Source organism: Aporhodopirellula aestuarii (assembly GCF_023701485.1).
Classification (GTDB): domain Bacteria; phylum Planctomycetota; class Planctomycetia; order Pirellulales; family Pirellulaceae; genus Rhodopirellula; species Rhodopirellula aestuarii.
Genome location: NZ_JAMQBK010000004.1, coordinates 1 through 25,666 on the forward strand (window position 1 = coordinate 1; position 25,666 = coordinate 25,666).

The following is a 25,666-nucleotide window of genomic DNA, read 5'->3' on the forward strand; positions in this document are numbered from 1 at the left end:
ACAGGCGCACTAGCGGAACGCCGCGAGCCGTCCGGTAACGCGGGACCCGATGGGTTGCGTCGTTCCGTTGAAAATAGCAATAAAGCAATCAATGTCCCGAGAGAGCGAGCTGCATGAAAAGTGGTTTTATCCAGCTAACACGCCCGCAATCCGTCGGAGGCGTTATCGTCGAAACAGATCGCTCGCAACGATCGATTCGATGAGATCGCCCATCGGGTAATCGTCGTGTGAGAGTCCCGCGAGAATGGAATCGATTGATGCTCGGTCGGTGAGTTCGATTCGTCGTCCGAGAGCTTGCGTCAGTAACGCTTCGGTGAGCGTGCGAACGAAGAACTCTTTCTGATGAAGCAGTTGTCGTCGTAGACCCGCTGGACCGACGAAAGGATCGCTTCCGGGAAGTTGTCCGGAAGCGTCGATTGGCTTCTTGCGTTTGGAGTCATAAAACGCTCGATGTTGCCCGATCGGATCGAAGACTTCTAATGCGAAACCGAGTGGATCGATTTTGCGATGGCATTGATTGCACGTTGCATCCGAACGGTGCTTACTCAGCTGGTCGCGAATGGTTGACGCACCGCGAGTATCCGGTTCGATCGCGGGCACGTTGTCTGGTGGCGGGGGTGTTGGCGTGCCAAGGATGTTTTCGAGGAGCCAGACGCCGCGAATGACCGGCGATGTCTCGATGCCATTTGCCGACACGGTCAAAATGCTCGCGTGGCCGAGAAGTCCTCCACGTCGGCGGTCTTCAAATTTGACTCGGTGAAACACTTCCGCGGATTCCGTCGAAACGCGTTGCTCGACGCCGTACAGCCTGGCTAAATCACGATTGATGAACGAATAGTCGGCGTCGATTAATTCGAGCGCCGAAGCGTTTCGGTTGATGAGATCACGCACGAACATTTGTGTTTCGGTCTTCATGTCACGCTGCAAATCGGCGGCGTAGTAGAACCAAAACTCGTTCGGGTCCGGCGGCATGCTACCGAGCGAACGCAGCCCCAGCCAACTGTCTAGGAAGTCGGCAATGAATGCGTCCGAACGTTCGTCGGCGAGAAGCCGTTTGGCCTCGCGTCGTCGGACGTCGGCACGCGTAAGTTCACCACGATCGGCAACGTCCCGCAGTTTCTCGTCGGGCATTGACGACGTGAGGAAATAGGACAATCGTTCGGCGAGTGCGTGCGGGGACAGACCAGCCGCGGTGTTTGAATGCTGGAAATACAAAAAGTTCGGTGAACATAGGATTGCTTTGAGCGTGTCTTTGAACGAGTCGGTGGCGTCTCGTCCGTCGTCACGTCGCGACTGATAGAATGCTTCGAAGCGGCTGAGTTCGTCTTCACTGATCGGGCGACGAAACGCCCGTTCGGCAAAACGCGTCAAAAGTTCCATTTTTCGTGATTCATCGAATTCCGCATCGCCCAGCAGCAGATTCTGGCTGAGCGTCAATTCGTCATTGTTCAACGGTCCCCGTATTTCGACTTGGTCGATCCGAATATGCGGCATCGCACCGTAGGTGATCAGTTGAATGCGTTGATCGAAGATGCCCTTGGCCTTCTTTGCCGGTTCGGGCAGTAGGTCGCGATGCAGCCGATAGACGCGCCCGATCGAACCACGGAAGTCGTGTGCTCCGTTTTCGAATGTGAATCGCGGAGCAAAGCCGCGATCGAGCGGAATGCGGAACGTGTACCACTGGAAATCGTCATCCGACACGATCGTCTCGGCAAGTTTGACATCGATTGGTTGGGTGTGGACCATGTCACCGATCGCTGTATCGCCCGGTCGAATGCCCATTCGAAACGGTTCGCTCAGATCGATGCGGACCGCCTTGTTGCTGTAAGGTGTATCGCGGTTCATTGCCTTGGCGAGCACGCGGATTTCATACACGCCATCGACGGGCACGCCGTTTGGAAAGTTTGACAGGTGACCGTAGGCTCCTTCTGGTTTGTCATTGAACGGGTGGTCGTAAAGGCAAATGAACTTGCTTTGGAAGGCACGCTTATGTGCCGCATTGAGTTCGGCTTGTTGGAAAAAATCCTTGCTGTATGACCAGGTATGCGGCTTAATTTGATTTGTGATTGCGAAGGCTTTTTCCACGCAGACGTCTGCCGCATCGAGATACCTTTGCATCAGATGTTCGGACATGACGAGCGCGTCGCCGACGTTGTCGAATTGGCCGTAGAGGTTGTCTCCCGGGAACTCGATCGTGGGATCAAACATCGTCATGTCGATTCCCAGAAGGTCGCCGATGGTGCGGCGGTATTCGCGGTTCGAAAGACGCCGCAATACGGTTTGTCCGCCGGTGCTCACCGTTTGTTGTCGCATTTTCGACAAGCGATTCGTCAGCTGGTTGATCGCGTGGAGACGTTCTTGGGTGGAAGGCTGGTCAGCGTCATCGGGAGGCATCGTTTGCAGGGTGAGTTGGTCGATGATTTCTTGAATCGCGACTTGGTTGTCAACGTGCGATTTCGAAAGTTCCAACGACTCGAATTCACGCTCTCCAGATGGATCATCCGCTGCGTGACATTCGATGCAGTATCGATCAAGGAACGCGGCCGGGGATGAGTCCGCGGCGGTTGACTTAAGCACTGTCGGAGGCGAGATCAGTGCCGCAACGATCATTGCGGGGCGGACCCAAGATCGGTACGAGAATCGGGAACGCATCATGCCAGCCCTCGCAGCGTTCCCGTGCTGGTCGCGAATTGCTCAGTTTCCAATCCGAAGTTCTGAAGCATCGAGACAAAGAGATTGGTCAACGGCGGTCGGGAGTTGGATTTGGGGTCGAATGCCAAATGTCGACCGTGCTGGAATCCGCCACCAGCCAAGATGACCGGCAGATTGGTGTTCGTATGCGAGTTGGCGTTTCCCATGCCGCTGCCGAACAGCACCGTTGTTTGGCTCAGCAGCGTGCCGTTCTCGTCCGTCAACTCGTTGAGTTTGTCGACGAAGCGGGCGAATTGTTCAACTTGGTAGGTTTCCAACGTGATCAGTTTCTCAATGTTCTCAGTCCGCTGGCCGTGGTGAGAGAGACCGTGGTAACCACCACTCACGCCGAGATCGTTCGGATTAAAATCGCCGCCAATTTCTAGCGTCGCGATGCGTGTCGAATCGGTTTGTAACGCGAGTACGATGAGATCATAAAGCAAGGGTAGGTCTTCAACCATGTTGCGGTTCTTGGGCTGGGCAAATGGAGCGTCGGGCTTGGGGATATCGATCCAATTGCGTCGCAGCGCGATTCGTTTTTCTACATCACGTACCGACGTCATGTATTCGTCGAGTTTCTCTTGGTCGCGGCGGTTGAGTCCTCGTGATAGATCTTTGGCGCTGTCGCGGACTAGGTCGAGGATCGAGTTTTGCATCCGGACGCGATCGAGTTCCGCGTCGCGGCTCTTCGCGTCGTTTCCAATAAACAGTTTCTCGAACAGTTGTTGCGGGCCTGGGATTGGTGGCACACGCGTTCCGCTCCTCGTCCATGACAACTGACACCCTTGATGGATGCCTGATTCGCTTCCGATCGTCAACGTTGGGAACCGCGTTTGTCCAGCAATGAAGTCCGCGGCGTACTGATCGATGGTGACGTTCGCCATCGGCATCGATTTCGCATCGATTTGTCTGACGCCCGAAAGAAAAGCATGGATGGCGAAGTGACCGCCTTTGAGTCCATGGTCCAGACCAGAGATCACACTCAGATGATCACGTAGCGGTTCGAGACCAGCGGTGGTGCGTCCCCACTGAAAGTCTTTCGTCTCCAACCATCCCTCGGTTTTCAATGTTGAAGTGGTCGTTGTCGGTTCGACTTGGGGCCAGAATGCGTCGGGGTAGAAACCGAGCATGTTGCCGATACATACCATTCGCTGTTTCGTTGATCGGGTCGGTGGTCGATCTCCCGATGCTTTCAACGAGGCGAAGAATGGCAGCGAGATCGAAACGCCGGCGGCTCGCAACAAATGACGCCGCTGAAATGGGCGTCGTTGCAATGATTCTGTACGCATGACCAAAGGTGGGGTGGAGGTTTTTGGGGGCGGAGTTGCCAGGGAGGGTATGGAAGCAGCGTGAGAGATGGACGCTGGAACGTGGGGAGGGAAAAAACGAAGGCGTGAGGAAGTCGGCACGCGTCGTTTTCCTCATGATAACGCGGCGACGAGACGTCTGCGTAGATTGGAAGCGATTTGAAGGACGCGGGAAAAGCGGAGTTGTCTTTTTTGCCGTAGCAACGGGGGACTTGGTAGAGCGAATTCACATCGCGTCTGACCCTGCCAGATCGTTGGACGCAAGTTGCTGGCGTCCGCAGCTAAAGGTGGCCGTGAGGGCAGAATCGGTGGGATCGCCTTTGAGTAGCGGCAATTCGGTAGAATGTCGCGATTCTCTTGTCGAGATTTTGGCTTGCGACGCGTATGGAAGAGGTTGGTGTGGCAGACCAGTCGCTGACCAATTGCGAATCTAGAAAACCCGGACTTGCTCATGATTCTCGATCGAATTCAGTTTTTGTTGTTCGCGTGCCTGACGTGCGTGACGACGTCGCTTCACGCGAACGAACATCCCAACGTCTTGACGGTGTTTATCGACGACATGGGGTGGTCTGACCTGTCGTGTTTTGATGGGAGGCGGACGAAGACGGAGCACATCGATCGGGTCGCTGCCGAAGGGATTCGGTTCACGAATTTCTATGTCAACTCGCCAATCTGTTCGCCTTCTCGCGTGGCGTTGTCGACCGGACAATACCCGCATCGTTGGCGGATCAGCTCGTTTCTAAGCAATCGCCAAATCAATCGCCAACGCGGGATGGATCAGTGGTTGGATTTGAAAGCCCCCATGCTCGCTCGCCAAGTTCACGAGGCGGGGTACGCGACCGGGCATTTCGGGAAATGGCATATGGGTGGACAGCGGGATGTTGGCGAAGCACCCTTAATTACCGAGTACGGATTTGACCAAAGCCTCACCAATTTTGAGGGATTGGGGCCGAGAGTCTTACCACTCAAGGATGCGTATGATGGCAAGCCACCGAAGAAACATGCGCTCGGTTCGGACAATCTCGGTCGCGGTCCGATTCGCTGGGAAGATCGTTCCGTCGTGACGGCGGCGTTTGTTGACGAGGCGTTGTCGTTCATCAATCAAACTCAGTCGGATGGCAAACCATTCTTTGTGAACGTGTGGCCGGATGATGTTCACGGACCGTTTTTTCCACCCAAGGTTTTGCGGGACCGAACGGATGAGAGTAAACGTGAGTTGTATTACGCCGTCTTGGACGCGATGGACCAGCAGCTCGCGAAACTGTTTGATCGCATTCGAGAAGATCCGAGTTTAAAGAACAACACGTTGATCTTGATCATGTCCGACAACGGTCCCGAGGACGGTGCTGGGTCCGCCGATCCGCTGCGTGGATCAAAAACATGGCTGTACGAAGGAGGCATTCGTTCGCCGTTGATTGTTTGGGGACCGGGATTGCTCGCAGACGGCGTGGCGGGGACGACCAATGATGAATCGGTGCTATGTGCTCTCGACATCAACCGCTCGCTGTACGCGATCACCAACGCGGACTTGCCTAATGGTGTGCTGCTCGATGGCGAAGACTTCGCCGATTGTCTGCTCGGCAAAACGAAAAAGAAACGGGACTCGCCAATCTTTTGGCGAAGGCCACCTGACCGGCCTGGGTTTGGGCACGGTATGAAAGAGGACAATCCGGACCTCGCGGTGCGTGACGGCAAGTGGAAGTACCTCGTCAATTATGATGGCAGCACGCCGATGTTGTATGATTTGCAAGCCGATGTGTCAGAGTCGAACAACGTTTGCAGCGAGAACTCTGCCGTTGCCGCTCGATTGCACAAGGCGTTGATGGATTGGAATGCGGGGTTGCCGATCGACGCGGGTCATCCGGCGTGGAAAGCAAATCCATGATGACGTTAAAACAGATTCCCCCAAACCTGGACCTGACAGTGAAAAACCTCCTTCTGCTGACGCTCGTTTGTTTGTGCGTCCACCCAGCCTCCGCGTCAGCCGCCGAACGACCTAATATCATCGTGATCATGGTCGACGATATGGGATTTTCCGATATCGGCAGCTATGGCAGTGAGATCCCGACGCCAAACTTAGATTCACTCGCGGACGATGGCGTGCGTTTTTCACAGTTCTACAATACCGGTCGCTGCTGTCCGACCCGGGCGTCGCTGTTGACGGGTCTGTATTCACATCAAGCGGGAATTGGTCACATGACAACCGACCAGGGAGTTCCCGGTTACCGAGGGCATCTCAACGATCGCTGCGTGACGATGGCAGAAGTGTTGGGCGGGGCTGGGTATTTCACCGTGATGACCGGCAAGTGGCATGTTGGTTCCAACAGTGGCTGCACTCCATCGACGCGTGGTTTTGATCGCAGCTTAAACACCCCCGCGGGAGGATTGCACTTCTCGAATCAGACCGGATCGAAGGGGGGCACCAAATTGATGCTCAACGGTCAGGAAATCTCACGTGATGATCCGCAGTTCAATCCGCCTTGGTATGGGGCGGATCTCTGGACGGAAGCGGGAATCGAGTTCGTCGATGAAGCGATCCGAGACGAACAACCGTTCTTCTGGTATCTGGCGCATGCGGCGCCTCACTTCCCATGCATGGCACCCGAGGAAACGATCGCCAAGTATCGTGGGAAGTACATCCAGGGCTGGGACAAGCTCCGAGAGCAACGCTACGCTCGTCAGATCGCATCGGGTTTGATCGAGGAGACCTGGGAACTAGAACCCCGTCCCGAGGAAATCCCGGCGTGGGATTCGCTCTCGACCCAGGAGCAAAAACGTTACGACGACATCATGGCGATCTACGCTGCCATGATTGACGAAGTCGACAAGAATATTGGCAAGCTGGTGGCCGCATTAAAAGAACGCAACCAGCTCGATAACACGCTGATTCTGTTTCTCTCGGACAACGGCGGGAATGCAGAGGCGGGAATTAATGGTCGATATGAAGGCGATCATCCGGGCGACCCGCACTCGAACGTGTTTGTCGGCCGGTGCTGGGCTCATTTGAACAATACGCCTTTTCGCATGTACAAGCACTACAACCACGAGGGCGGTATCGCCACGCCGTTGATCGCTCATTGGCCGGCAGAGGTCAAACCTCGCAGGGGAGCCGATGGATGGATCACATCACCGACTCATTTGATCGACATCATGGCGACGTGCGTCGATCTCGCCGGCGCGGCCTATCCTTCCGAATACAAAGATCATCAGATCACCCCGATGCAGGGCCAAAGTCTGCGACCACTGTTGACGGGTGAAGGCGAATTCGCCGAGCGAACGTTGTATTGGGAGCACGAAGGGAACGCAGCTATCCGTGTCCGCGATAACAAATTGGTTCGTCGTGGCGCGAAAGGGCAATGGGAACTGTTTGACTTGGCCGGCGATCGTACTGAGCAACATGATCTCATCGAGCAGAAGCCTGAATTGGCCGAAACCCTGAGGAAACAGTGGCTTCAGTGGGCTAGGTCAGCGGACGTGCTTCCCAAGCCACCCGCGAAGAAGAAGAACGTGCAAAAGAAGACGAATCGAAAGCAGGCTGCCGAGGCACAGTAGGGTTTGAGCATGCTCTACGACTTGGTCCAATTTCCGCTCGGTCCTGAGATGCTCGGCACTGGCGACCGACGTTGGGTGAGGTCGTTGGGAGGAACAACGTGAAAAACGATGATAATCGTTAGGTCGACGGAGGCGTCACAGTCAGTGTTGAGTCCAAACGTGGAGTTTTTGCCGTTGCGTGCTTGGATTGTCACGCATATTTGTAGTGCCCCGCTTGTTAGTCAGTCTCGCGTTTAGCCCAGGAACGCCATTGAACTCCTTTCAATAGGTAGACCGTTGAGCCTTACAATCGACAATTTCGGTTATTCGGGGACGCTTTCTCCCGAGCTCGTCGCGTTCGCAAGACGTCAGTTTGTCAATGCGACCTTGTACAAGGGACGCCAACGTCGTCGTGAAGAGCGTTTTCCAATGACGGTCCCAGTCGTCGGCGTGGCAGTCGATGAGCTGAATCAGCCAACGAGTGATCCCTTTGAGATGATCACTCGCGACGTGGGCGCCAAGTCAATCGGTCTGATTCATGAGGATCCGATGATTCATGATCGTATCGCGGTGCATCTGGAGATGGGTGGTGCGGACGTCGACTTGGTCGTTGTGCTCAAATGGCGCGACGCGCTGGGCCCGTTCTATGGATCGGGAGGTATCTATCTCGAGCGTCTGGAACGTTTTCCAGGTCATCTCGTGCTTCATCAGCATTGAAAATAGGGGTGAGACCTCCGGTTCAGGCAACCCTCAAGTTCAGGCAAACGACGCGTTTGATTATATGCGTCAGTCGTGAAGTACGCGAATCGGAGGGGCACCCGCGACGCTCTGCGATCCGTGTGACGTGAGAATTAAGACAGCTCAATTTTACTTCCGCAGCACGTATCGCCTGAACGCTTTCTCGTCCACGACTTTGCCCGGCAATTGTATCCACAGGGACCATTTACGATTACGGATACGCAACCTCAATCGCGGAACCGTTACGGATGAGTCGCCACTGGCGTGATGTTGCTCGGTCGCTTTGATCAAGTCATTTGGTGGGATATCGATTGGACGCCAACTTAGCCAGCCCATCGTCTTGAAGCGGAGTGTTTGCTTGTCGTCGGACAGCAGTATTTGGGTGACAACGTGGTGCTCGATGAACACCATGAAAAAGTAGACGCTGGATATCGACACACCAACAAACGAGGAAAGTCCGATGCGATGCGATAACGGTGCGAGATTTCCGTCGTAGCCGTCGGCAGGATTGATGCCGAGGTGATAGAAGATGTCGTAGGCAAGATACAGCGAGCCCAGCCAGATGCTCAAAAAAGCGATCGCGAGCACACGCAGGCCTAACATACTACGCCCGCCCGTGAAAATGCAGGCGAATCCAGAAGCTCGGTTTGAGGAAGTGGCCATATCGAATTACCCATGGCGTCATCGCTGCGACGCCGAACGTCATAGATACGTGTGATGGTATCCCGGCCGTTTGGCTACGTCATCGTCAGGACAACAGTGTCGTCGCTGAGGTTAAGCGTGACGGCGTCGTGGGCAGCCGGCAGGAGTACCGAGTCACCGGCAGTGAGGTCATAACGCTGCGAATCCGTTATCAACGTGGCTTGCCCTTGTGGGACGGTGATGATGTGGAAGCGGTTGTCACCTCCCACGCTTTCGCTTCCGTTGCTGATCGCGCGGAGCTTGAACTTGTCGCATTCGACGAGTGTTTGCCAGCCGTTTGAGGACCGGTCGATACGGACCGGTTCGACGGGACCACGTTCAAAATCGGTCACGTCGAGGCTTTGCTGAATATGCAGCTCACGACCGTTACCGTTGGCGTCGACCCGGTTCCAGTCGTAGAGACGGAAGGTCGTGTCGCTGGATTGCTGAATTTCCGCGACGAGCAGTCCGGCGCCGATGGCATGGACGGTTCCAGCGGGGATGAAAACGCAATCGCCGGGTTGAGGTTCGAATTGATGCAGCACGTCTTCGGCCCGTCCTTGTTCGATCGCCTCTTTGAGAGCCGGCGCGTCGACTCCCGATTTCAGGCCGGCGTAGATGACCGAGCCTGGTTTGGCGTCGACGATATACCAAGCTTCCGTTTTGCCGAGATCCGGCACCGGCATGCGGGCGCCGTATTCGTCTGACGGGTGAACTTGGACGGAGAGCACTCGGTTGCAATCGAGATACTTCAGCAGCAACGGAAAGCTGCTCTGGGCGGCTTCACCCATCAGCCAATCGCAATGGTCCGTCAATAAATCTTTCAGCGTCTTGCCTGCCAGTTCTCCCGACGTGACGACGCTTTGGTCCGCTCCGTGATCGACAACCTCCCAGCTCTCGGCGTAGTCCGATTCATCGCCGATGGGTTTGCCGAGGCGTTCGCCGAGCAGGCGGCCTCCCCAAATCGTTTGCTTCAGGACGGGTTTGAATTGAAGTGGGTAGGCTTTCATGGCAACCAAATCACGTCGCGGAAGAGGCCGGACATACCGGCCGGGATAAAGAGTGAATCGAACGGGACGCGTCGGAACGGTCTCGCCGTCAGACTAACGCGCGTTGAGCTGTTGGGCTCGAGCCATCGCGTCTTCGGCTTTGCGGATGTATTCCTGGTCCTGGGTGCCCGCCCAGGCTTTTTGGTAGGTGACGCTCATGGCGGTGAAGTTGAACGCGTCTTCGGGTTCGAGTTCACAGACTCTTTCGCCGTGCTTAACCGCTTTCTCGTGATCACCGGTCTTGGTGTAAACGCGTGCCAAAGCGAGGTGGGCGAGTACGAAGGTGTCGTCTTCGGCGAGAATCTTTTCGAGTTCGGCTGCGGCTTCGTCGAACTTCTCGTCATCAATCAGTTTTTCAACTTCGTTGTACTGAGCGTGAATATCGGACATGACAGGGGTGTTTCGCAGAGTTGAAAGATAGGGGGAAAAACAACGCAACACCCTCCCCGGCCAATTGCACGGGGAGGGTGCGGTTTATTCATTGAACGCCTCAATCGAGGCGAATCAAACTACTTTGCTTGCTGCAGGGCAGCTTGGGCGGCAGCCAATCGTGCGATCGGCACACGGAACGGGCTGCACGAGACGTAGTCCAGACCGACCTTGTTGCAGAACGCGACGGAGGCGGGGTCGCCACCGTGTTCGCCGCAGATACCGATCTTGAGTTTGGTCTTGGTGCTGCGTCCTTTCGAGACGCCCATTTCGACCAATTGTCCGACACCGTTTTGGTCGAGCGATTGGAACGGGTCGACAGGAACGATCTTGTGCTCGATGTAATCGGGCAAGAAACCGCCGACGTCGTCACGGCTGTAGCCGAACGTCATTTGGGTCAAGTCGTTGGTGCCGAAGCTGAAGAAGTCGGCGTACTCGGCGACGTCGTCTGCTGTCAAGCAAGCACGTGGGATTTCGATCATCGTTCCGATCAGAATGTTCAACTTGCCTTCGAACTTCTTCGCGGCAACAGTCTTCTCGATCGTTTGCTCGACCTTCTCGCGGAGGATCCGGAGTTCCGCAGCGGTTCCGATGAGCGGGATCATGATCTCTGGTTGTGCGTCAATCTTCTTCTTGGCACACGAGATTGCGGCTTCGACGATCGCTTGAACTTGCATCTCGAGAATTTCGGGATACGTGATGCTCAAGCGGCAACCGCGGTGACCGAGCATCGGGTTGGACTCGTGAAGAGCCGCGCTGCGTTTCTTGATCTCGGCAGGTTTAACGTCGAGTTCTTCCGCCATTTGCTTTTGAGCGGCTGCTTCGTGAGGCAAGAACTCGTGCAATGGTGGGTCAAGTAAACGCACAGTAACCGGGCAACCGGCCATCGCTTTGAAGATGCCTTCGAAGTCTTTGCGTTGGAAAGGAAGCAACTTCTTGAGTGCCGCACGACGATCTGCTTCGGTGTCCGCAAGGATCATCGAACGCATGTGGATGATGCGATCGGCTTCAAAGAACATGTGCTCGGTACGGCAAAGACCGATACCTTCGGCGCCGAAGTCACGTGCCCGCTTGCTATCAGCAGGCGAATCCGCGTTGGTGCGGATCTTGAGGGTGCGATACTTGTCGGCCCATTGCATCAGTTTGGCAAAGTCACCCGAAAGTTTTGGTTCTTGGGTTTCGACTTCGCCAGCCATGACTTCACCCGTCGTGCCGTCAAGACTGATGGTGTCCTTGTCGGTGAAGGTGCGGTTGTTGCCTTCGGCATCGGTGACGGTGATCTTCTTGGCTTTTTCATTGATATGAATGTCGCCGGCACCGGCAACGCAGCACTTGCCCCAACCGCGAGCAACCACAGCAGCGTGGCTGGTGGCACCACCGGTGCTGGTCAGAATTCCAACCGCGGCCGACATGCCTTCGACGTCTTCGGGGCTGGTTTCGCGACGAACGAGGATCACGTTTTCGCCGTTTTCAAAGCGACTACGGGCTTCGTGTGCGGTGAAAGCGAGTTTACCAACGGCTGCACCGGGCGAAGCGTTGAGGCCGCGGCAGAGAACGTCGGCTGCGTTGCGAGCGGTCGGTTTGAACGACGGCAAGAGGCAGTGAGTCAAGTCCGAAGCAGGAACGCGAAGGACGGCCTCCTTCTCCGTGATCAGTCCTTCCTTGACCATGTCGCAGGCGATCTTGACGGCAGCGATGCCGTTCCGCTTGCCCGTACGGGTTTGCAGCATGAACAGCTTGCCCTTCTCGATGGTGAACTCGATGTCCTGCATTTCTTTGTAATGCGTTTCGAGCGTCTTCTTGATTTCCATCAATTCCTTGTGAGCCGCTTTGTCCCACTTGCCCATTTCGGCAACCGGTTGTGGGGTGCGGATCCCAGCGACGACGTCTTCGCCTTGGGCGTTGATCAAGAATTCACCGTAGAATTTGTTCTGTCCGGTGTTCGGGTCGCGGGTGAAACCGACGCCCGTTCCCGAGTCGTCGCCCATGTTGCCATAAACCATGGCTTGGACGTTGACGGCGGTACCGATCAAGTTTGCGATTTCCGAGTTGCCCTTGGCGGCTTCGATTCGGCGATACGAGATCGCACGATCGGCGTTCCACGAACCGAAAACGGCTTCGATCGCGAGTTGCAATTGCTTGATCGGATCTTGTGGGAAATCTTCGCCGGCGTCTTTTTTGTAGACGGCCTTGTAAGCGTCGCAAAGTTCGCGAAGACCTTCGGCTGGCACGTCGGTGTCTTCGGTGACCTTGTACTTCTTCTTGATCTTGTCGAACGCTTCTTCAAAGCTGTGGTGAGGCAAGCCCATCACAACGTCGCCGTACATGTTGATCAAACGGCGATAGGCGTCGTACGCGAATCGTTCGTTCTTGGTCGCTTTGGCGAGGCCTTCAGCGGCGGCATCGTTGAGACCAAGGTTGAGAATCGTGTTCATCATCCCGGGCATCGAGACTGCCGCACCGCTGCGGACGCTGACCAGGAGAGGGTTGTCGTTGTCGCCGAATTTCTTGCCGAGTTCGTCTTCGAGGGTTTTCACAGCCTCGTGAACTTCGTCCATCAGGCCAGCCGGAAGTTGCTTGCCGCTTTTGTAATAGTCACCACAAACTTCGGTGGTGATGGTGAATCCGGGAGGCACAGGCAGCCCGATTGAGGTCATTTCGGCGAGGTTGAGACCTTTGCCGCCCAAGAGTGCTTTCGGGTGACCCTTGCCTTCGGTTTTCTTTTTACCGAAGTAATAAACCATTTTGGCTGCGTCAGATTTCTTTGCCATCGTCGCTAAATGTCCCTGTGGGGGTTCATGATTTGGGATCCGATTCGGCCCAAACCGCAGATCGACGGCAGTCTTGCCGTCAGGAGGCGCTCACTCACGCCGGGTTCAGTACCGGGAATTAGCCGGAAAGAGTATTTGCCTCACAGGATTTGGTCAATCGTACGGCGGTCATTCCGCGTCAAAATGCCCTCTATTTTCACGAGTGAGTTCGATTATAGCGCGACATTCGATGACCAACCGGAAATATCCAAGGATCGTGATGTCCCGAGGAGTTGTCGTGTCCGGCGAAAAACCGATGCGTCGTGGGTGGTGAAGCGAATGAGGCGAAAATTCCCGTCTCGGGTCACGAACAAATGGTTGATCCGTCCATTCTCAGCCCCTGCATGCCTTTGCCCTGCGGGACCGCCTCGGTGCACCGCCGCGGTTTCACGACAAAGCGACCTTGATATCTGATCGGGCCGGCGATACCCTGTGGGCTCGAGTTACATGGATGTTTCACGCGAGTCATGGGCCTGGGAGGCCGTACGATGCGCAAACCTCGAAATTTCTTGCGTTCTGGCATTCGTCTCTTCTCGAAGGACGATTCGAGCCGCCGCGGCGAAGCTCCCGACTTTGCGTCGCCAGCCGGTCAATTCAGCGGTGATCAGGCTGTTGCGGCAACGAACAAAGCGGACGACGGATCTGATCTTGACGGTACGCATGTCGACCTAAATGCCAGCGGCTCGAACGATGCAAGCGTCTGGGGAGCATTCGATTCCAGCGTCACGTCTGGCGGTTCATTTGCCGTCACGAACGTTGCGGATTCCGGGCAATGGAAGCGTGCTGCACCGGTGACCGGTTTGCTCCAACGGCATTCGATCCGTACCAAGTTGTTTTTTGGTGTCGTGACGCTCGTGTTCACCATCGTGTTATTGACCATCGTCGGTTTGGTCGGTTTCTACCGCTACCGGTCTCTCGCCGACGCGATCAGCACTCGAGCAACTGAGTTGTCATTGGCGACGGAGCTGAGTCAATGGGCGACGGCGGCGCGAGACAGCAACACGCGAATTTGTCTGATGAAATCTCGTGAAGGGATGATCGACTCGTCCGTGCTTGCGGAATCGGATCTGAAACTCGAACGCGCGAATTTTGATCAGGCGATGTTCGAGTTGCTGCTGACGTTCAACCGCTACGCCGATGCAATCGGACTGGATTACTCGATGCGCGACTGTGCGCTGCCCGCGAGTATGCAGGCGGATAACGTGGGAGGGCTTTCGGCAACGCTGATCGACACCCAAGAGCAACGTGCGTCGGTGGTCGCAATCGGCAACACCATCCATCAATCCGACCGGATGCGGCAAGATCCTCGCGCGGTGGCGGTGTACGCGCAGAACGGCTGCAACGAATTGTCAGGCCGGCTCGCTCAGTTGGTTTATCAAACGCAAGAGCACCTCGATCTCATCCACAGCCAAATGGCTAGCTTCAGCGATCACGTCAAGCTGCAGCATCAGGCCGGCATCGCGGGTGCGTGGATTGCGCTCGCGATCGCGGCACTGATCACGGCGACCATGGTTTGGTACTTCCAGATGATGGTCATCGGCCCGTTCAGCAACTTGGTGATGGGGGCTCGCTTAGTTGCCCGTGGTCAGTATCGTCACCGGATCGAAATGGGCAGTGAAGACGAGATCGGCGAACTCGGCGAAATACTCAACCAAATGACTGACCGATTTCGGCACAGCATGTTGCACATCCAAAAGATCTGCAAAGAGAAGGACGAAGAGGTCAAGGTGCGCTCTCGCGAAGTCATCCGTAACGAGCAACTCGCCGGCGTCGGATTCCTCGCCGCGGGGTTTGCCCATGAGATCAACAACCCGATGGCCGCGATCGCGTGGAGTGCCGAGGCACTTGAGTCACGTGTCAACGATCTGTTGATGTACCCCGAAGATGAACGATTCCTTGACTCGGAGTTCATGGAGACGATGCAGGAGAATTTGCAGCGGATCCAGGGCGAAGCGTATCGGTGTAAATCGATTACCGAACGCATGTTGAGTTTCAGCCGCGTCGGTCATGTCGACCGCGACAGTATCAGCGTGGGGCCATTGGTCAGCGATGTGGTTGAGATGATCGGAACGCTCGGAAAGTACAAATGCAAAAAGATCTCCGTCGATGTGAACGAAGATGTGATTGCCTATGCGAACTCGCAAGAGATTCGTCAGGTGGTGTTGAACCTCGTCACCAACGCGATGGAAAGTGTCGACAGCGACGGCCGGGTCGATATCGTTCTGCGAAATGACGGGGCGTTTGCCAGTATTCGAGTCCGCGACTCGGGATGTGGGATGACTCCCGATGTCATGCAGCATCTGTTCGAACCCTTCTACACGCGTCGGCGCGACGGCACCGGTACCGGGTTGGGGCTGAGTATCTCCTACCGGATCGTTTCCCAGCACGGCGGGCAATTGATACCGCGAAGTGACGGCGAAGGTTGTGGCTCGGAGTTTGAACTGCGATTGCCCATTCGCGCGAGTGTCAGCGGCACCGCAAAGAGTTCAGCCTCCAATGTTGAGACCGGTCGGAAGTGGCAAGACGCGACCCCGCAAGCTGCCTAGACGTTTGTAAATATCGTAACGAAACACGCTACCACGTGACCTCCCATCTTGAACCCGGAAGCAAACCCATGAATGAAAAGCGAAAGACATCGGCGAAGGACGCGGCTGCCAAGGCCAATGCGGCGGCCAGTATGCATATTCTGTTTGCCGACGATGAAAAACCACTGCAAGAGTTGATGCGGAAAGAGTTGCCGCGAATGGGATATCGCGTGACCGTCTGCCCCGACGGGATTACCGCAGTCGAAGCAATCAAACGGGAGCGGATTGATTGTCTGTTGGTCGATTTGAACATGCCCGGCTTCAACGGCATCGAAGTGATCGCTCAGGCTCGTGAGATTCGCCCGGAAATCGAAGCGATCATCATGACCGCGAACCCTTCGACTGAAACGGCGATCGATGCGATTAAGTATGGTACCTTCGATTATCTGACTAAGCCGACTCGTCTGGCAGACATCGCTACATTGCTCGGCCGTGTGAGTGAACGCCGCGAGGGAAAGCGATTGCTGGCGGCGTTGATGCATCGTCTCAAACGGGCCGAAGGACACAGCGATTTGATAGGCGGTCATGCGTCGATGGAGGCTGTTCGCAAATTGATCGGACGTGTCGCGCCGACGGAGTCGACTGTTCTGATCCGGGGTGAGACCGGATGCGGTAAAGAGCTGGTTGCACGAGCCATCCACGATCAAAGTCTCCGGGCGGAAAAACCCTTCGTCGCAGTCAACTGCGGCGCACTGCCCGAGAACCTGATCGAGAGTGAGTTGTTCGGCCATGTCAAAGGCGCTTTCACCGGTGCCGATACCACGCGGGTCGGTTTGTTCGAAGTTGCCAACGGGGGAACGCTGTTCCTCGACGAGATCGGTGAATTGCCGTTGGCGGTGCAGGCCAAGCTGCTGCGGGTGTTGGAGACTGGCGATATTCGACGTCTTGGCGACAACGAAAGTTTGCATGTCGACGTGAGGATCGTTTGTGCAACACACCGTGATCTCGAAGCGATGGTCAGCGACGAAGCCTTCCGTGAAGATTTGATGTTTCGCATTAACACATTTGAGCTAAGCGTGCCGCCGCTTCGTGAGCGGATCGATGACCTTCTTCCGTTGGCGACGCACCTGTTGCGCCGGCATCGAAGTGATGGCGTTGACGAGCAACTGTTTACGCCCGAAGCCATCGCAGAACTAAAAAGTCATCAGTGGCCAGGAAACGTCCGCGAACTCGCCAATGTGATCGAGCATGCGTCGGTGCTCTGCGACGCCCTGCCCGTGGGAGTCGAGCATCTGCCGTCGCATTTCTCGCGACGCAAGCTGCGAGACGACCTCGTCGGGACGGCACCGATGTCATTGAAAGAACTCGAGCAGCTCGCCATCGACCGCTCCATGAAACGTCATGATGGCAACAAGAAAGCCGTCGCTGAAGAGCTCGGCGTGAGCCTTAAAACGCTCTACAATCGGCTCAGTTTAACATCGGAAAGCGAAGCCGCTTAATCGCGATTCTTGTTGTCGACTTTGGATATGGCGAATTTGAGTTCGCCGCTTGCCGCCTGCGCGTTTGCGTGGGCTTTTTGCATTTTATGGCTCTGTGCGTGGTCCGATCGCTAGTGGATTGTGGTCTGCGCCTCTTTGGGCTGGCAAGTTGTTCCGATTGTGCCGGTAGCGGACTGCGGTGTGAGGCTAGCGGTCGCGGAAGACGATGTGATCGTTCCCGATATGCATCCCTCCGGCCGGTAGTTTGTCCACATTGGCACGGTTGATTTGCGACGAGCCTGTCGTGGGGGCCGAAGAAACTCCTCGTAGGAAATCTCGTGTCCTGACGGGCATGGGCTTTTCCTGCAATTCCCTTTCCATGGCTTAACTGCACTCGTGAGTGCGATGCTGCCCGTGAGCGTTCGAGACGGTTCCCTGATAGGAGGTGTCTCGAGCGCAGGAATGCGGATGTGAAGAGAGAGAGATCTTGCAGGTGCCTCCCAGCCGTTCGGTACGGCGACAGACGCCGGCCCGAGGCTTGATCGATCTTCATCGCCGCAAACCGAATCACCGGTTGTGATCGCTCCTTCGCGAGACCCGCAGACAGGTCTAATGCACGAAGCAAACGATAGCGAAGGAGTCGAAAGATGAAGTACAACATTTTGCGAAGCGTCGCGGCGACCCTCTCGATGGGTCTCTGCACGATCGCATCTGCACAATATAACCAGGCACCCCAAGGGCCATATTTATACGAAGGCCAACAGCCGACGCCATATTCGCAGCCTGGGCAATATTCTCAGCCCGGCCAATTCGGGCAGCCCGGTCAGTTCGCGCAACAAGGCGCGGACAATTCATCGAGCCAACTCGGCGTGCCTCGCACACAAGCCGTGCAAACATTCAGCGGTTCCAACTACCAGGCTCCGGCCAAGTGGAGTAATTTCGGGACCAGCAGCAACAGCGGTCCGCAGTTGTTCCAACCTGCCTCGACAGGCAGTTACGACGGCGGAATGCCAGCCCCCGAACAGATTCCAACGCCACAACCGAGCTATGGTGCCAACCAGCAGTATTCGGCTCCGCCGATGCAGCAACCGGTTCCCCAGCATCAGCCGGCCCCGATTGCGCAAGGTTCGCCAGTTCACGTCGGAGCTCCGGTAGACGATTCGTATTGCCAATCGTGCAACCAGACTCCGACCTACGAGAGTCAGTTCACCGCAGCGGCATCACAGCCGTGGGAAGGCACTTCCTACGCAGCCCAATCGTGCGGAATGCCCGCGGCCGCCCCAGTGCGTCCGCAACTGTTCCCATGGTTCGGATCGTTTGATTTGTTGTTCTTGAACATGGACGGAAACGGCAAGTATCGTAACGTCGTCTCGCGTTATGATGCGACCGACCCGACTCGTCCGTACCTGCCATACATGGGCATCGATTCGATCGACCCTGGCTCGGCTCTCGGGTACCAGCTCAACTTCGGTCGTTACTTCGGCTGCGGCCAGTACGGCGTCGGCGTGAGCTACTTCAACTACGACCCAGATGAAGAAGTCTTCACCTCACCTGTGTACACTCCGCTGTTCACTGCAGCGGGTGAAGGCAACTTGCGTGCTTCCGGGATGCCTCAGTACAACGGTGCTACGATGGCATACTGGTTCGACAATGGAACTCAGCCTGGTGACTCCGGTGCAGGGTATCAAGAAATCACAGGTGCTGCTTCGCCTTACACCGTCTACGACATCATCGACGGTCGTGCAGGTGCAGCGGCGGCCGCCGGTGGTGACCTCGACGCGGACTTCGACGGTACCACCACCGGATCAACGGAATCGTACGCCGAAGCGGTGCTGTTCCAGGCACGTCGCGACGTCGATATCCAAGGCCTCGAAATCAACCTGTTTAGCTTCGGCTTGATGGGTGCCCAACGAGCAGCGACCATGAACTGCGGCACCAGCCGACTCGGTTCGATGATCAACGGTGGCGGCTACGGAGGTTGTGGTGGCTACGGTGGGTACAACGATCCATGTGCACAGCCATGCCAACCTTGTCGCCCAGCTCGCGGCTTTGGTGGAGCGGGTGGGCCGCTCGTGCGACCTAGCACGGGCAAAGTCCAAATCGTCACCAGCCACGGTTTGCGTTGGTTCCAAGTCAACGACACCATTGATTTCGCGTACGACATCGACGGGCGTGCCGGATTCACCATGCACGACTTGCACGATTTCACCGCGACCGAAAACGATCTGTTCGGCTATCAGTTCGGCAGCCGGTTGGTCTACTGCTTGGCCAGCCGCGTGAACCTGAACGTTGGCGGCAAGTTTGGTGTTTACGGCAACCGCGCCGAGTTCCGTCACCGCTTGGGCACGCAAGAAAACCTTGCTGAGCTCGCTGCGATGCCGGGTTCGACGATCGACTATCACACCAAAGATACCGTGCTCTCGACCCTCGGCGAGTTTGACCTCGGGCTCGGCTTACGAGTCGCTGACGGGCTCGCCGTCCGCGGTGGTTACCGTGTGATGGGTGTCACCGGGTTGGCCATGGCCGACAACTACTCGCGTGACTACAGCTCGTCCGCTTCGGCCAGTGCGTTGCACGCCGACTCGAGCCTGCTGTTGCACGGTGCCTATGTGGGTGCCGACTTCAACTTCTAGTCGAAGCTGACAAGGCGGGGCCGGTGAACTCCGGTCCCGCAAATGGAGCAGTGATTCGTCACGCAGCGGACCTCTGATCCGGGTCGCGAGGCGAATCGACCGCCAGTCGACCTGTCCGGGGCGAAACGAGCGGCATTGATGACCCCAGAGTTTTCGCGAGAAAGCTCTGGGGTTTTTTTGTGCATTCTGGTAAGACCGCTCTCGGTCAGATGTGCTCTGTTTGTCAGGGCTGATTTTAAGTCTCTCCGATCAACGAGTTTTCCTGTTGGAAACGTCGCTTCACCAGCAGCTCAAATCGTATTACGCCGTCTCCTCGGATCAGATCGAGGTAACGATGGGGGCGTACCGGATTGACGTGGTGCGAGGCGACGAACTGATCGAGATTCAGTGTGCGTCGTTATCTGCGATCCGGCGAAAGATCACTGATCTGCTGCAGCGGCACGATGTCCGAGTCGTCAAGCCGTCAGTCTCGCGGACGCGGATTTGCAAGCGTGATCGCAAAGCTGGCGAGCCAGTCTCACGTAGGTTGAGTCCCAAGCGAGGTCATCCCCATGAGTTGTTCGAAGAGCTGATCTATCTCCGTGACGTCTTCCCGCATCCACGATTGACACTCGAGGTCCCAGTCGTTGACGTTGACCAACATCGATTGGTCACCAAAGGAAAGCGTCGCCGGCGACGTGACCCCGGTTTCGTCGTGGTGGACACGGAGTTAACGCGAGTGCACGGGTCCATCGAGTTGCGAGAGGCGGCGGACCTGTGGCGTCTACTGGCCGATCCAGATCAGGCGTCGTCGGCGACGCGAGAGCAGTTCATACCCAGTCATCTGGTCGATGTTGAATTCAACACGCTCGATTTAGCCGCCGCGATCGGGTGTGCTCGCTGGATCGCGCAGCGGATTGCGTATGTGATGCGGCACGCGGGGGCGATTGAGTCGACGTCACGCGATAAGACCGGCGTCCGATACCGAGCAGCTGCATAAGCGTTCTTGAGGGCATGTTCCAGCATGCTTGGTGGTGCAAACCAGTAGTGCTGGCTTCCAGCCGCCATTGGTCGTGCATTGGCGACTGAATGACACCACTACTTATGAAATGCCAATGTTCTAACCGGGCAGCGCCTCTTTCGGGCAGATGTACTGAAAGCTTTTGCCCTTCACGTAGCTGAGCCCCTGCTAGGCTGTGAACCTATTCGCTGGGGGACGTCGGTTGTATTACTGAAGGATTTCAAAAGTAGCCGAACGGCGCGGGCCGTCCGGTGACTCAGGAGTTCGACGGCTTGCGCCGTTACGCTGAAAATGGCACTAAAACAATCAACGTTCCGTGAGGCCGAGCTGCGCGAAAAGTGGTGCGGTCCAGCTAATGCGGTGGTGACGATGTTGGTCGCAGTGCTAATGGCATTGCTGCTGTTGAGGTGAGCGGATCCACGCACTGGTGCGTTGATTCTGTTTCCGCCGAATCGGTTGAATTGGCACCACCAACTCGATCGCATTCGAAAAAATTTCGACAAAGTGGCGTCAGCTCGCCGTGGGTTTCGAGGCGGCTTAACGAGGTCTAGTAGCCTGTCGGATTTCAGCGACAACACGAGCGGGTGTAGTATCCCGGATCACTTCTCCCAAGCTGTCATTCCTCATCGAATGAGCAGACGTCTAGGCGTGTATGCGTGGCCACATGCGATCGGTCTCTATCGCCGATGGCGATGGAAATAACGAGTTCGCGACAACTGGTTCGGCTCGACCTAAGTCCTTGATCGCCCATGCATTGGCTGGCTCCCAGGCTGGGGGCCAATCGCATGAGTGCCCAGTGTCCACTCGCTGACCGCTCAAAGTACAGCCCATTTAACCCGGTTTTGGGCTCTTTGAACGCGAATTCAGGCCTGGAAATTGTTCTAGTGGTCGGTAAAATCGCGTGACGATGCCGGTATGGAAGTTGCGACGCTATTGTGCGTGTTTTCAGCATCTCTTTTCCCCCACCTCCAGCCACGATAGATCACTGTATGCAGTCAGTTTTTGAAGGGCGTCGATGCGTGATCGCTGATGACGTCCGAAGTTCACGTGAAGTGATTAGCCGTTGGATGCAGGAAATCGGCTTCTCCATCTCGTGTGAATCGGATGGGGAAGCGGCCTGGGAAACGATCCAGCAAGACACGTGTGATTTGTTGATCACCGACATCGAGATGCCTGGGATGAGCGGACTGGAGTTGATTCGCAACATGCGTGCTGACACCGAATCCTGTGTTCAGGATGTTCCGGCGATTGTCGTGACGAGCCTTCTCGACGAGCAAGTAGGCGAAGTCGTGCAGAGCTTTGGCGGTACCACTGTCGTGCTCAAGCCGTTGGATAAAGCCGTCTTCTATCAGGTCGTTGATCGCGTGCTAGGCCACATGCCGGTAAGTCCAATTTATGAGAGTTTTCAATCGGAAGGGCAGTCGGCGAGCGGAATCTCTCGGTCTCTTCGGTGCTTAGCCGACCGAGCTCGCTCAAGTTGATCGCGAGTCATTGGCTACGGTAAACTCTGTGTCTTGGACACGGCCTGCAGGCATCAGCGACCGCGCAGTATGCGGCGTGGCCATCGACGCGTGAAACGTCGATCTAATTACTGCGTGATTTCAAAAGTAGCGGAACGGCGCAAGCCGTCCGGTGACGCGGGACCGGACGGCTCGCGCCGTTCCGCTAGAAAGAGCACTAAAGCTATCAATGTCGCTCGGCGTCGCTAACGAGTGAACGTGAACTCGATGCCGCCTTCGGTGCGCTCGGTGTCAAAGTCGTCATTGTCGGAAGCAAACCGGTCGTGCCCGCACACCGCAGCGATGCTCAGCCTGTCATTCCATTGGTATTGCAGCCTGGCGTGGGCTCTCCAGAAAAATTCGCTTCGATCAACCGTTCCTGTGTAGTCGCCGTAGTCACGGTATCCGATGCCCCAGGTCGGGATCAGTTCCCACTTGGGGCTAATTTTCCAGCTCGTCGAGCCGTGCAGGTTGTAGGACAGGTACCGATAATCAGCTCCTTCGGTATCAGCTGACTCCAAGTCGATTCCGAGTGCGTGCATCGGCAGTCGCTCCCAGCCTGTTTGAAAAAATCGAGTGACCCCGGTCGTGATCGTGGTTCCGTCCAGAGAGGTTTGGAGCGGTGTCGTGCCGTCATCCTCGAAATCAGACTGCGCGAGAGTGAAGTACAGATAGATCGCATCGAGATCCGGTCGGATCAGCGTGAGCGATGTCGTGCCGGAGTGACGGGTGCCGACGGCGTTTCCGTCAAAAAAGTCAGCTGAAAAGACGTAATCGATTCTTCCGATCGCCTGGTTGCTTCCTAGCTTGAAATCGCGTTCAAAAAATCCGCCCGGTTGATAGCTCGCCAAATCAAAGTCGGACATGTGGGCTTCATTCACCGTGTAGTAGCCGCGGAACAATGGGCCCGCCCGCATGGTGTCGGTGCGCAACCATTTCCAATCGATGTCGGGATTAGCGAAGCCTTGAAAGCTACCGCTGTCACTTTGTGCGAGTTCACGGCTGATCGGGGTCAACGTGACATTGGAGTTGTAGAGGACACCTGTTTTCATGAAAACGCGAAGCCGGTTGGCGGGCGCGCGGACTTCGGCTTCCAGTTGTTCGAGTCGAAGTTCCACGTCATCGGAACCGTCAAATGTCTGAATCTCATAGCTGGCTGGTTGCACGGCGGATCGGCCAAACGGAAGGTCTGGCAGGTCAGTGGCGTTTTGTGCACTGGCTGCTGCGCCCTCAATTCGCGGAATTTGGAGATTCGCCATGCCGGTCGGCGGGGCCTCCAGCCCGAGTTCGCGGAGCTGGGCGGCATAGGAGCTCTGCGGCGCGATCTGAAACACCCGATCGTAGTGAATTTTGGATTGGGCACCCTCACCGGTCTTTTCCAAGAATTGACCGATGTCGAAATGAGCGGCCGCGTTGTGAGGATCTTCCTCGACCGCGCGGCGAGCCGATGCGATCGCCTCATTGGGCTGACCGAGCGTGAATTGCAACTTCGCGAGCATCCGCCACGACTCACTGTGGTGCGGAGAATCGGCGACCCGTTGCTGCATCATCGACAACATTTTCAGTTGCCCGGCGGAAGGTTGGGAAACCGGGGGCGTGTAGGTTTGCGCCGATGCCACGAGGGACATCGCTATCACTAACGCAATCGTAAGGGAGAGCATGAAGCTAGATGTGATTGCCGCGCCCCGTGGGCCCAGGGATAGTCGCGTCATTTCCGTATGCTGCATCATTTTTCGGCTGATCAAAAAGTCGAATTCGGCTGGCGGGCCTCGCTCTCTGTTCGCTACTCTCCGCGTTCAGTGAACAATAAGCCATCGTCTCATCTGAGTTCCTATCACGCCAGAGCGAAAAATTGCCAGTGCAGATTATGGAACGAGGTCATTTCGGTGGTTCCAAGTTTGGATGGTTGAAAGATTGTTCAAAAACAAAATTCTCGTGCATGGAGCGAAAAACGAGTATGAGTAGTCGAAAACAGTTGCGTTGTCTTATCGGGGCCCTTTTGGCCGGAGCAGCGTTCGCGGTACCAGGTTCCGCTCAAGGATTGGGAGGCTTGCTTCCAGGTGCCCAGAGCCAGGTTCAACAACAGGTGCAGGCACAAGTCCAACAGCGAGTGCAGGCGCAGATCCAAAATCAAGTACAGGCTCAAGTGCAATCGCAGTTGCAACAACGAGTTCAGGCTCAAGTTGCCAACGGAATTCAAACTCGCGTCAACAGTCAAATCCAAGCTTCGGTGCAACAAGCGGCCCAGCTCGCATTGCGTGCCCGAGCACATGCCAACAGCACCGCCGACGCGGCCATCGGCACCGCGAACGCGGCAGCCAGCAGCGCTCGGCTCGATGTGAATGCCGGCTTGAATCTCAACAGCGACACCGCTGTTGCATCACGCGGTGCCTCATCAACGCGGATGTCTTCATCGACAAACGCGTCCATCAATGCAAACGCGAATGCTTCGGTCGCACCGATCGAAATCACCTCGGCTGACGTTTCCGCTTACGATTCGATCTTCGGTCAATTTAACCCGCTGCGGGTTGCCGGTGTGGTTCAGTCGTCCGCTCGCACGCGTGCGAACGCCGCTTCCACTGCCGCGACCGGCACGGCTGCCGATGCGGCAGCAGGTTTCACAGGGTTCGCGCAAGGTAATGCCGACTCGGCAGCGAGCGGAGCGGCGGAAACGACCGGTCGTGCTCGTGCTGTCACCTCGACTCCGTCGGGCGAAGCTCAGTCTGACGCGGCTGGTGAAGCGCATAGCGGTGGTCAATTCTCAATCGCCGGTGTGATTCAAAACAACGTCGATCTGAGTGCCATGATCGCCGTCGCCGCCCGTCAACGCATGGCGGAGATTTCGCAAATCCGCGATGCAGCTCTCGCGTCGGCAGATGTCGAACTGATGGCTCAAGCCGACATGATGGAAGCCCAGCTCGCGGCGTTTGCTTCGGCACAATCCCAAGTCGCTTCTGCTGCCCAGTACACCGAGTCTGCCCAAGACACGGCGGCTACAGCTGCGGCTCACTCCGAAGCCTCCGCGGCTACCCAAATCGAAGGATCGTCGACGGTTCGATAGAACCACGACTGTCCCTGTTTACGCGGTTGTGCCATTCGACAACCGCTTAAACGTCGGCCTTGCATTGCCCTCCCGTCAAGGCCGGTCGGTTTTCATTCACCTCCCTCTGGGAGGTTCGGTCGACTTCAGGCCCCGCAAGGGTACATGCGGGCTGAAGTCGCGGCCCTCTCTTCGCTACTGCGCAAGTCTTGCCAAGATAGAGGGAAGATAAACCCAGTTTCTTAGTGCGAAAAA

The 25,666-nt window shown here is 56.3% G+C and carries 16 protein-coding genes; 9 read left to right on the forward strand and 7 right to left on the reverse strand.

Translation table 11 applies throughout. The annotated features are described in order from the left end of the window. Positions 1-162 precede the first annotated feature (162 nt). Positions 163-2,655, reverse strand: a complete 2,493-nt coding sequence (locus NB063_RS00970; RefSeq protein WP_250926860.1) for a DUF1592 domain-containing protein — start codon at positions 2,653-2,655, stop codon at positions 163-165. Continuing rightward, positions 2,652-3,980: a DUF1552 domain-containing protein gene (locus NB063_RS00975; RefSeq protein ID WP_250926861.1), complete on the reverse strand. Its 1,329-nt coding sequence runs from the start codon at positions 3,978-3,980 to the stop codon at positions 2,652-2,654. The genes NB063_RS00970 and NB063_RS00975 overlap by 4 nt, the downstream gene beginning before the upstream one ends. Before the next feature lie 469 nt (positions 3,981-4,449). Here NB063_RS00975 and NB063_RS00980 point away from each other — a divergent pair, with 469 nt between their 5' ends. The 3 genes from NB063_RS00980 (at position 4,450) to NB063_RS00990 (ending at position 8,246) form a co-directional block, all read left to right on the forward strand. Next, positions 4,450-5,883 carry a sulfatase-like hydrolase/transferase gene (locus NB063_RS00980; protein WP_250926862.1) on the forward strand — a complete coding sequence of 478 codons (1,434 nt, stop codon included), beginning with the start codon at positions 4,450-4,452 and terminating at the stop codon, positions 5,881-5,883. 38 nt (positions 5,884-5,921) lie between these two features. Next, positions 5,922-7,550, forward strand: coding sequence for an arylsulfatase (locus tag NB063_RS00985; protein ID WP_250926863.1), 1,629 nt, complete (start codon positions 5,922-5,924; stop codon positions 7,548-7,550). Positions 7,551-7,826: 276 nt separating this feature from the next. After that, positions 7,827-8,246 (forward strand): hypothetical protein, encoded by a 420-nt coding sequence (locus NB063_RS00990; protein ID WP_250926864.1) that lies wholly within the window; start codon positions 7,827-7,829, stop codon positions 8,244-8,246. 150 nt (positions 8,247-8,396) lie between these two features. On the opposite strand, the gene NB063_RS00995 is transcribed toward NB063_RS00990, so the two are convergent. From NB063_RS00995 to ppdK, 4 genes are all read right to left on the reverse strand, one after another. Continuing rightward, positions 8,397-8,930, reverse strand: coding sequence for a TMEM70/TMEM186/TMEM223 family protein (locus tag NB063_RS00995; RefSeq protein WP_250926865.1), 534 nt, complete (start codon positions 8,928-8,930; stop codon positions 8,397-8,399). Positions 8,931-9,004: 74 nt separating this feature from the next. Next, positions 9,005-9,958 carry a type I phosphomannose isomerase catalytic subunit gene (locus NB063_RS01000; RefSeq protein WP_250926866.1) on the reverse strand — a complete coding sequence of 318 codons (954 nt, stop codon included), beginning with the start codon at positions 9,956-9,958 and terminating at the stop codon, positions 9,005-9,007. 93 nt (positions 9,959-10,051) lie between these two features. Next, complete coding sequence (locus NB063_RS01005; protein WP_250926867.1) at positions 10,052-10,387, reverse strand: tetratricopeptide repeat protein; 336 nt, start codon at positions 10,385-10,387, stop codon at positions 10,052-10,054. 119 nt (positions 10,388-10,506) lie between these two features. After that, the gene (ppdK, locus tag NB063_RS01010; RefSeq protein WP_250926868.1) at positions 10,507-13,197 is read right to left on the reverse strand and encodes a pyruvate, phosphate dikinase; all 2,691 of its coding nucleotides are present in this window, start codon (positions 13,195-13,197) and stop codon (positions 10,507-10,509) included. Positions 13,198-13,724: 527 nt separating this feature from the next. Here ppdK and NB063_RS01015 point away from each other — a divergent pair. The 5 genes from NB063_RS01015 (at position 13,725) to NB063_RS01035 (ending at position 22,353) form a co-directional block, all read left to right on the forward strand. Beyond that, on the forward strand, positions 13,725-15,782 hold the full coding sequence (locus tag NB063_RS01015) for a sensor histidine kinase (protein WP_250926869.1): 2,058 nt from the start codon (positions 13,725-13,727) through the stop codon (positions 15,780-15,782). 131 nt (positions 15,783-15,913) lie between these two features. Continuing rightward, positions 15,914-17,260: a sigma-54-dependent transcriptional regulator gene (locus NB063_RS01020; RefSeq protein ID WP_250926888.1), complete on the forward strand. Its 1,347-nt coding sequence runs from the start codon at positions 15,914-15,916 to the stop codon at positions 17,258-17,260. Positions 17,261-17,886: 626 nt separating this feature from the next. Next, entirely contained in the window at positions 17,887-19,872 is a 1,986-nt protein-coding gene (locus NB063_RS01025) for a hypothetical protein (protein WP_250926870.1), read from the forward strand. Between the two features lie 265 nt (positions 19,873-20,137). After that, positions 20,138-20,851 (forward strand): hypothetical protein, encoded by a 714-nt coding sequence (locus NB063_RS01030; protein WP_250926871.1) that lies wholly within the window; start codon positions 20,138-20,140, stop codon positions 20,849-20,851. Between the two features lie 1,010 nt (positions 20,852-21,861). After that, positions 21,862-22,353: a response regulator gene (locus NB063_RS01035; RefSeq protein ID WP_250926872.1), complete on the forward strand. Its 492-nt coding sequence runs from the start codon at positions 21,862-21,864 to the stop codon at positions 22,351-22,353. A 224-nt stretch (positions 22,354-22,577) separates the two neighbouring features. On the opposite strand, the gene NB063_RS01040 is transcribed toward NB063_RS01035, so the two are convergent. Further along, on the reverse strand, positions 22,578-24,032 hold the full coding sequence (locus NB063_RS01040) for a tetratricopeptide repeat protein (protein ID WP_250926873.1): 1,455 nt from the start codon (positions 24,030-24,032) through the stop codon (positions 22,578-22,580). Between the two features lie 296 nt (positions 24,033-24,328). Between NB063_RS01040 and NB063_RS01045 the strand changes: the two genes are divergently transcribed. Next, positions 24,329-25,432, forward strand: coding sequence for a hypothetical protein (locus NB063_RS01045; RefSeq protein WP_250926874.1), 1,104 nt, complete (start codon positions 24,329-24,331; stop codon positions 25,430-25,432). Positions 25,433-25,666: the final 234 nt, after the last annotated feature.

Bases quoted from the DNA above. Each gene is read 5' to 3' on its own strand.
- NB063_RS01015 (WP_250926869.1), top strand. From the start codon at position 13,725: ATGCGCAAACCTCGAAATTTCTTGCGTTCTGGCATTCGTCTCTTCTCG.
- NB063_RS01005 (WP_250926867.1), bottom strand. From the start codon at position 10,387: ATGTCCGATATTCACGCTCAGTACAACGAAGTTGAAAAACTGATTGAT.
- NB063_RS00975 (WP_250926861.1), bottom strand. From the start codon at position 3,980: ATGCGTACAGAATCATTGCAACGACGCCCATTTCAGCGGCGTCATTTG.
- NB063_RS00980 (WP_250926862.1), top strand. From the start codon at position 4,450: ATGATTCTCGATCGAATTCAGTTTTTGTTGTTCGCGTGCCTGACGTGC.
- NB063_RS01045 (WP_250926874.1), top strand. From the start codon at position 24,329: ATGAGTAGTCGAAAACAGTTGCGTTGTCTTATCGGGGCCCTTTTGGCC.
- NB063_RS01040 (WP_250926873.1), bottom strand. From the start codon at position 24,032: ATGCTCTCCCTTACGATTGCGTTAGTGATAGCGATGTCCCTCGTGGCA.
- NB063_RS01020 (WP_250926888.1), top strand. From the start codon at position 15,914: ATGCATATTCTGTTTGCCGACGATGAAAAACCACTGCAAGAGTTGATG.
- NB063_RS01025 (WP_250926870.1), top strand. From the start codon at position 17,887: ATGAAGTACAACATTTTGCGAAGCGTCGCGGCGACCCTCTCGATGGGT.
- NB063_RS01000 (WP_250926866.1), bottom strand. From the start codon at position 9,958: ATGAAAGCCTACCCACTTCAATTCAAACCCGTCCTGAAGCAAACGATT.
- NB063_RS00970 (WP_250926860.1), bottom strand. From the start codon at position 2,655: ATGATGCGTTCCCGATTCTCGTACCGATCTTGGGTCCGCCCCGCAATG.
- ppdK (WP_250926868.1), bottom strand. From the start codon at position 13,197: ATGGCAAAGAAATCTGACGCAGCCAAAATGGTTTATTACTTCGGTAAA.
- NB063_RS01035 (WP_250926872.1), top strand. From the start codon at position 21,862: ATGCAGTCAGTTTTTGAAGGGCGTCGATGCGTGATCGCTGATGACGTC.
- NB063_RS00995 (WP_250926865.1), bottom strand. From the start codon at position 8,930: ATGGCCACTTCCTCAAACCGAGCTTCTGGATTCGCCTGCATTTTCACG.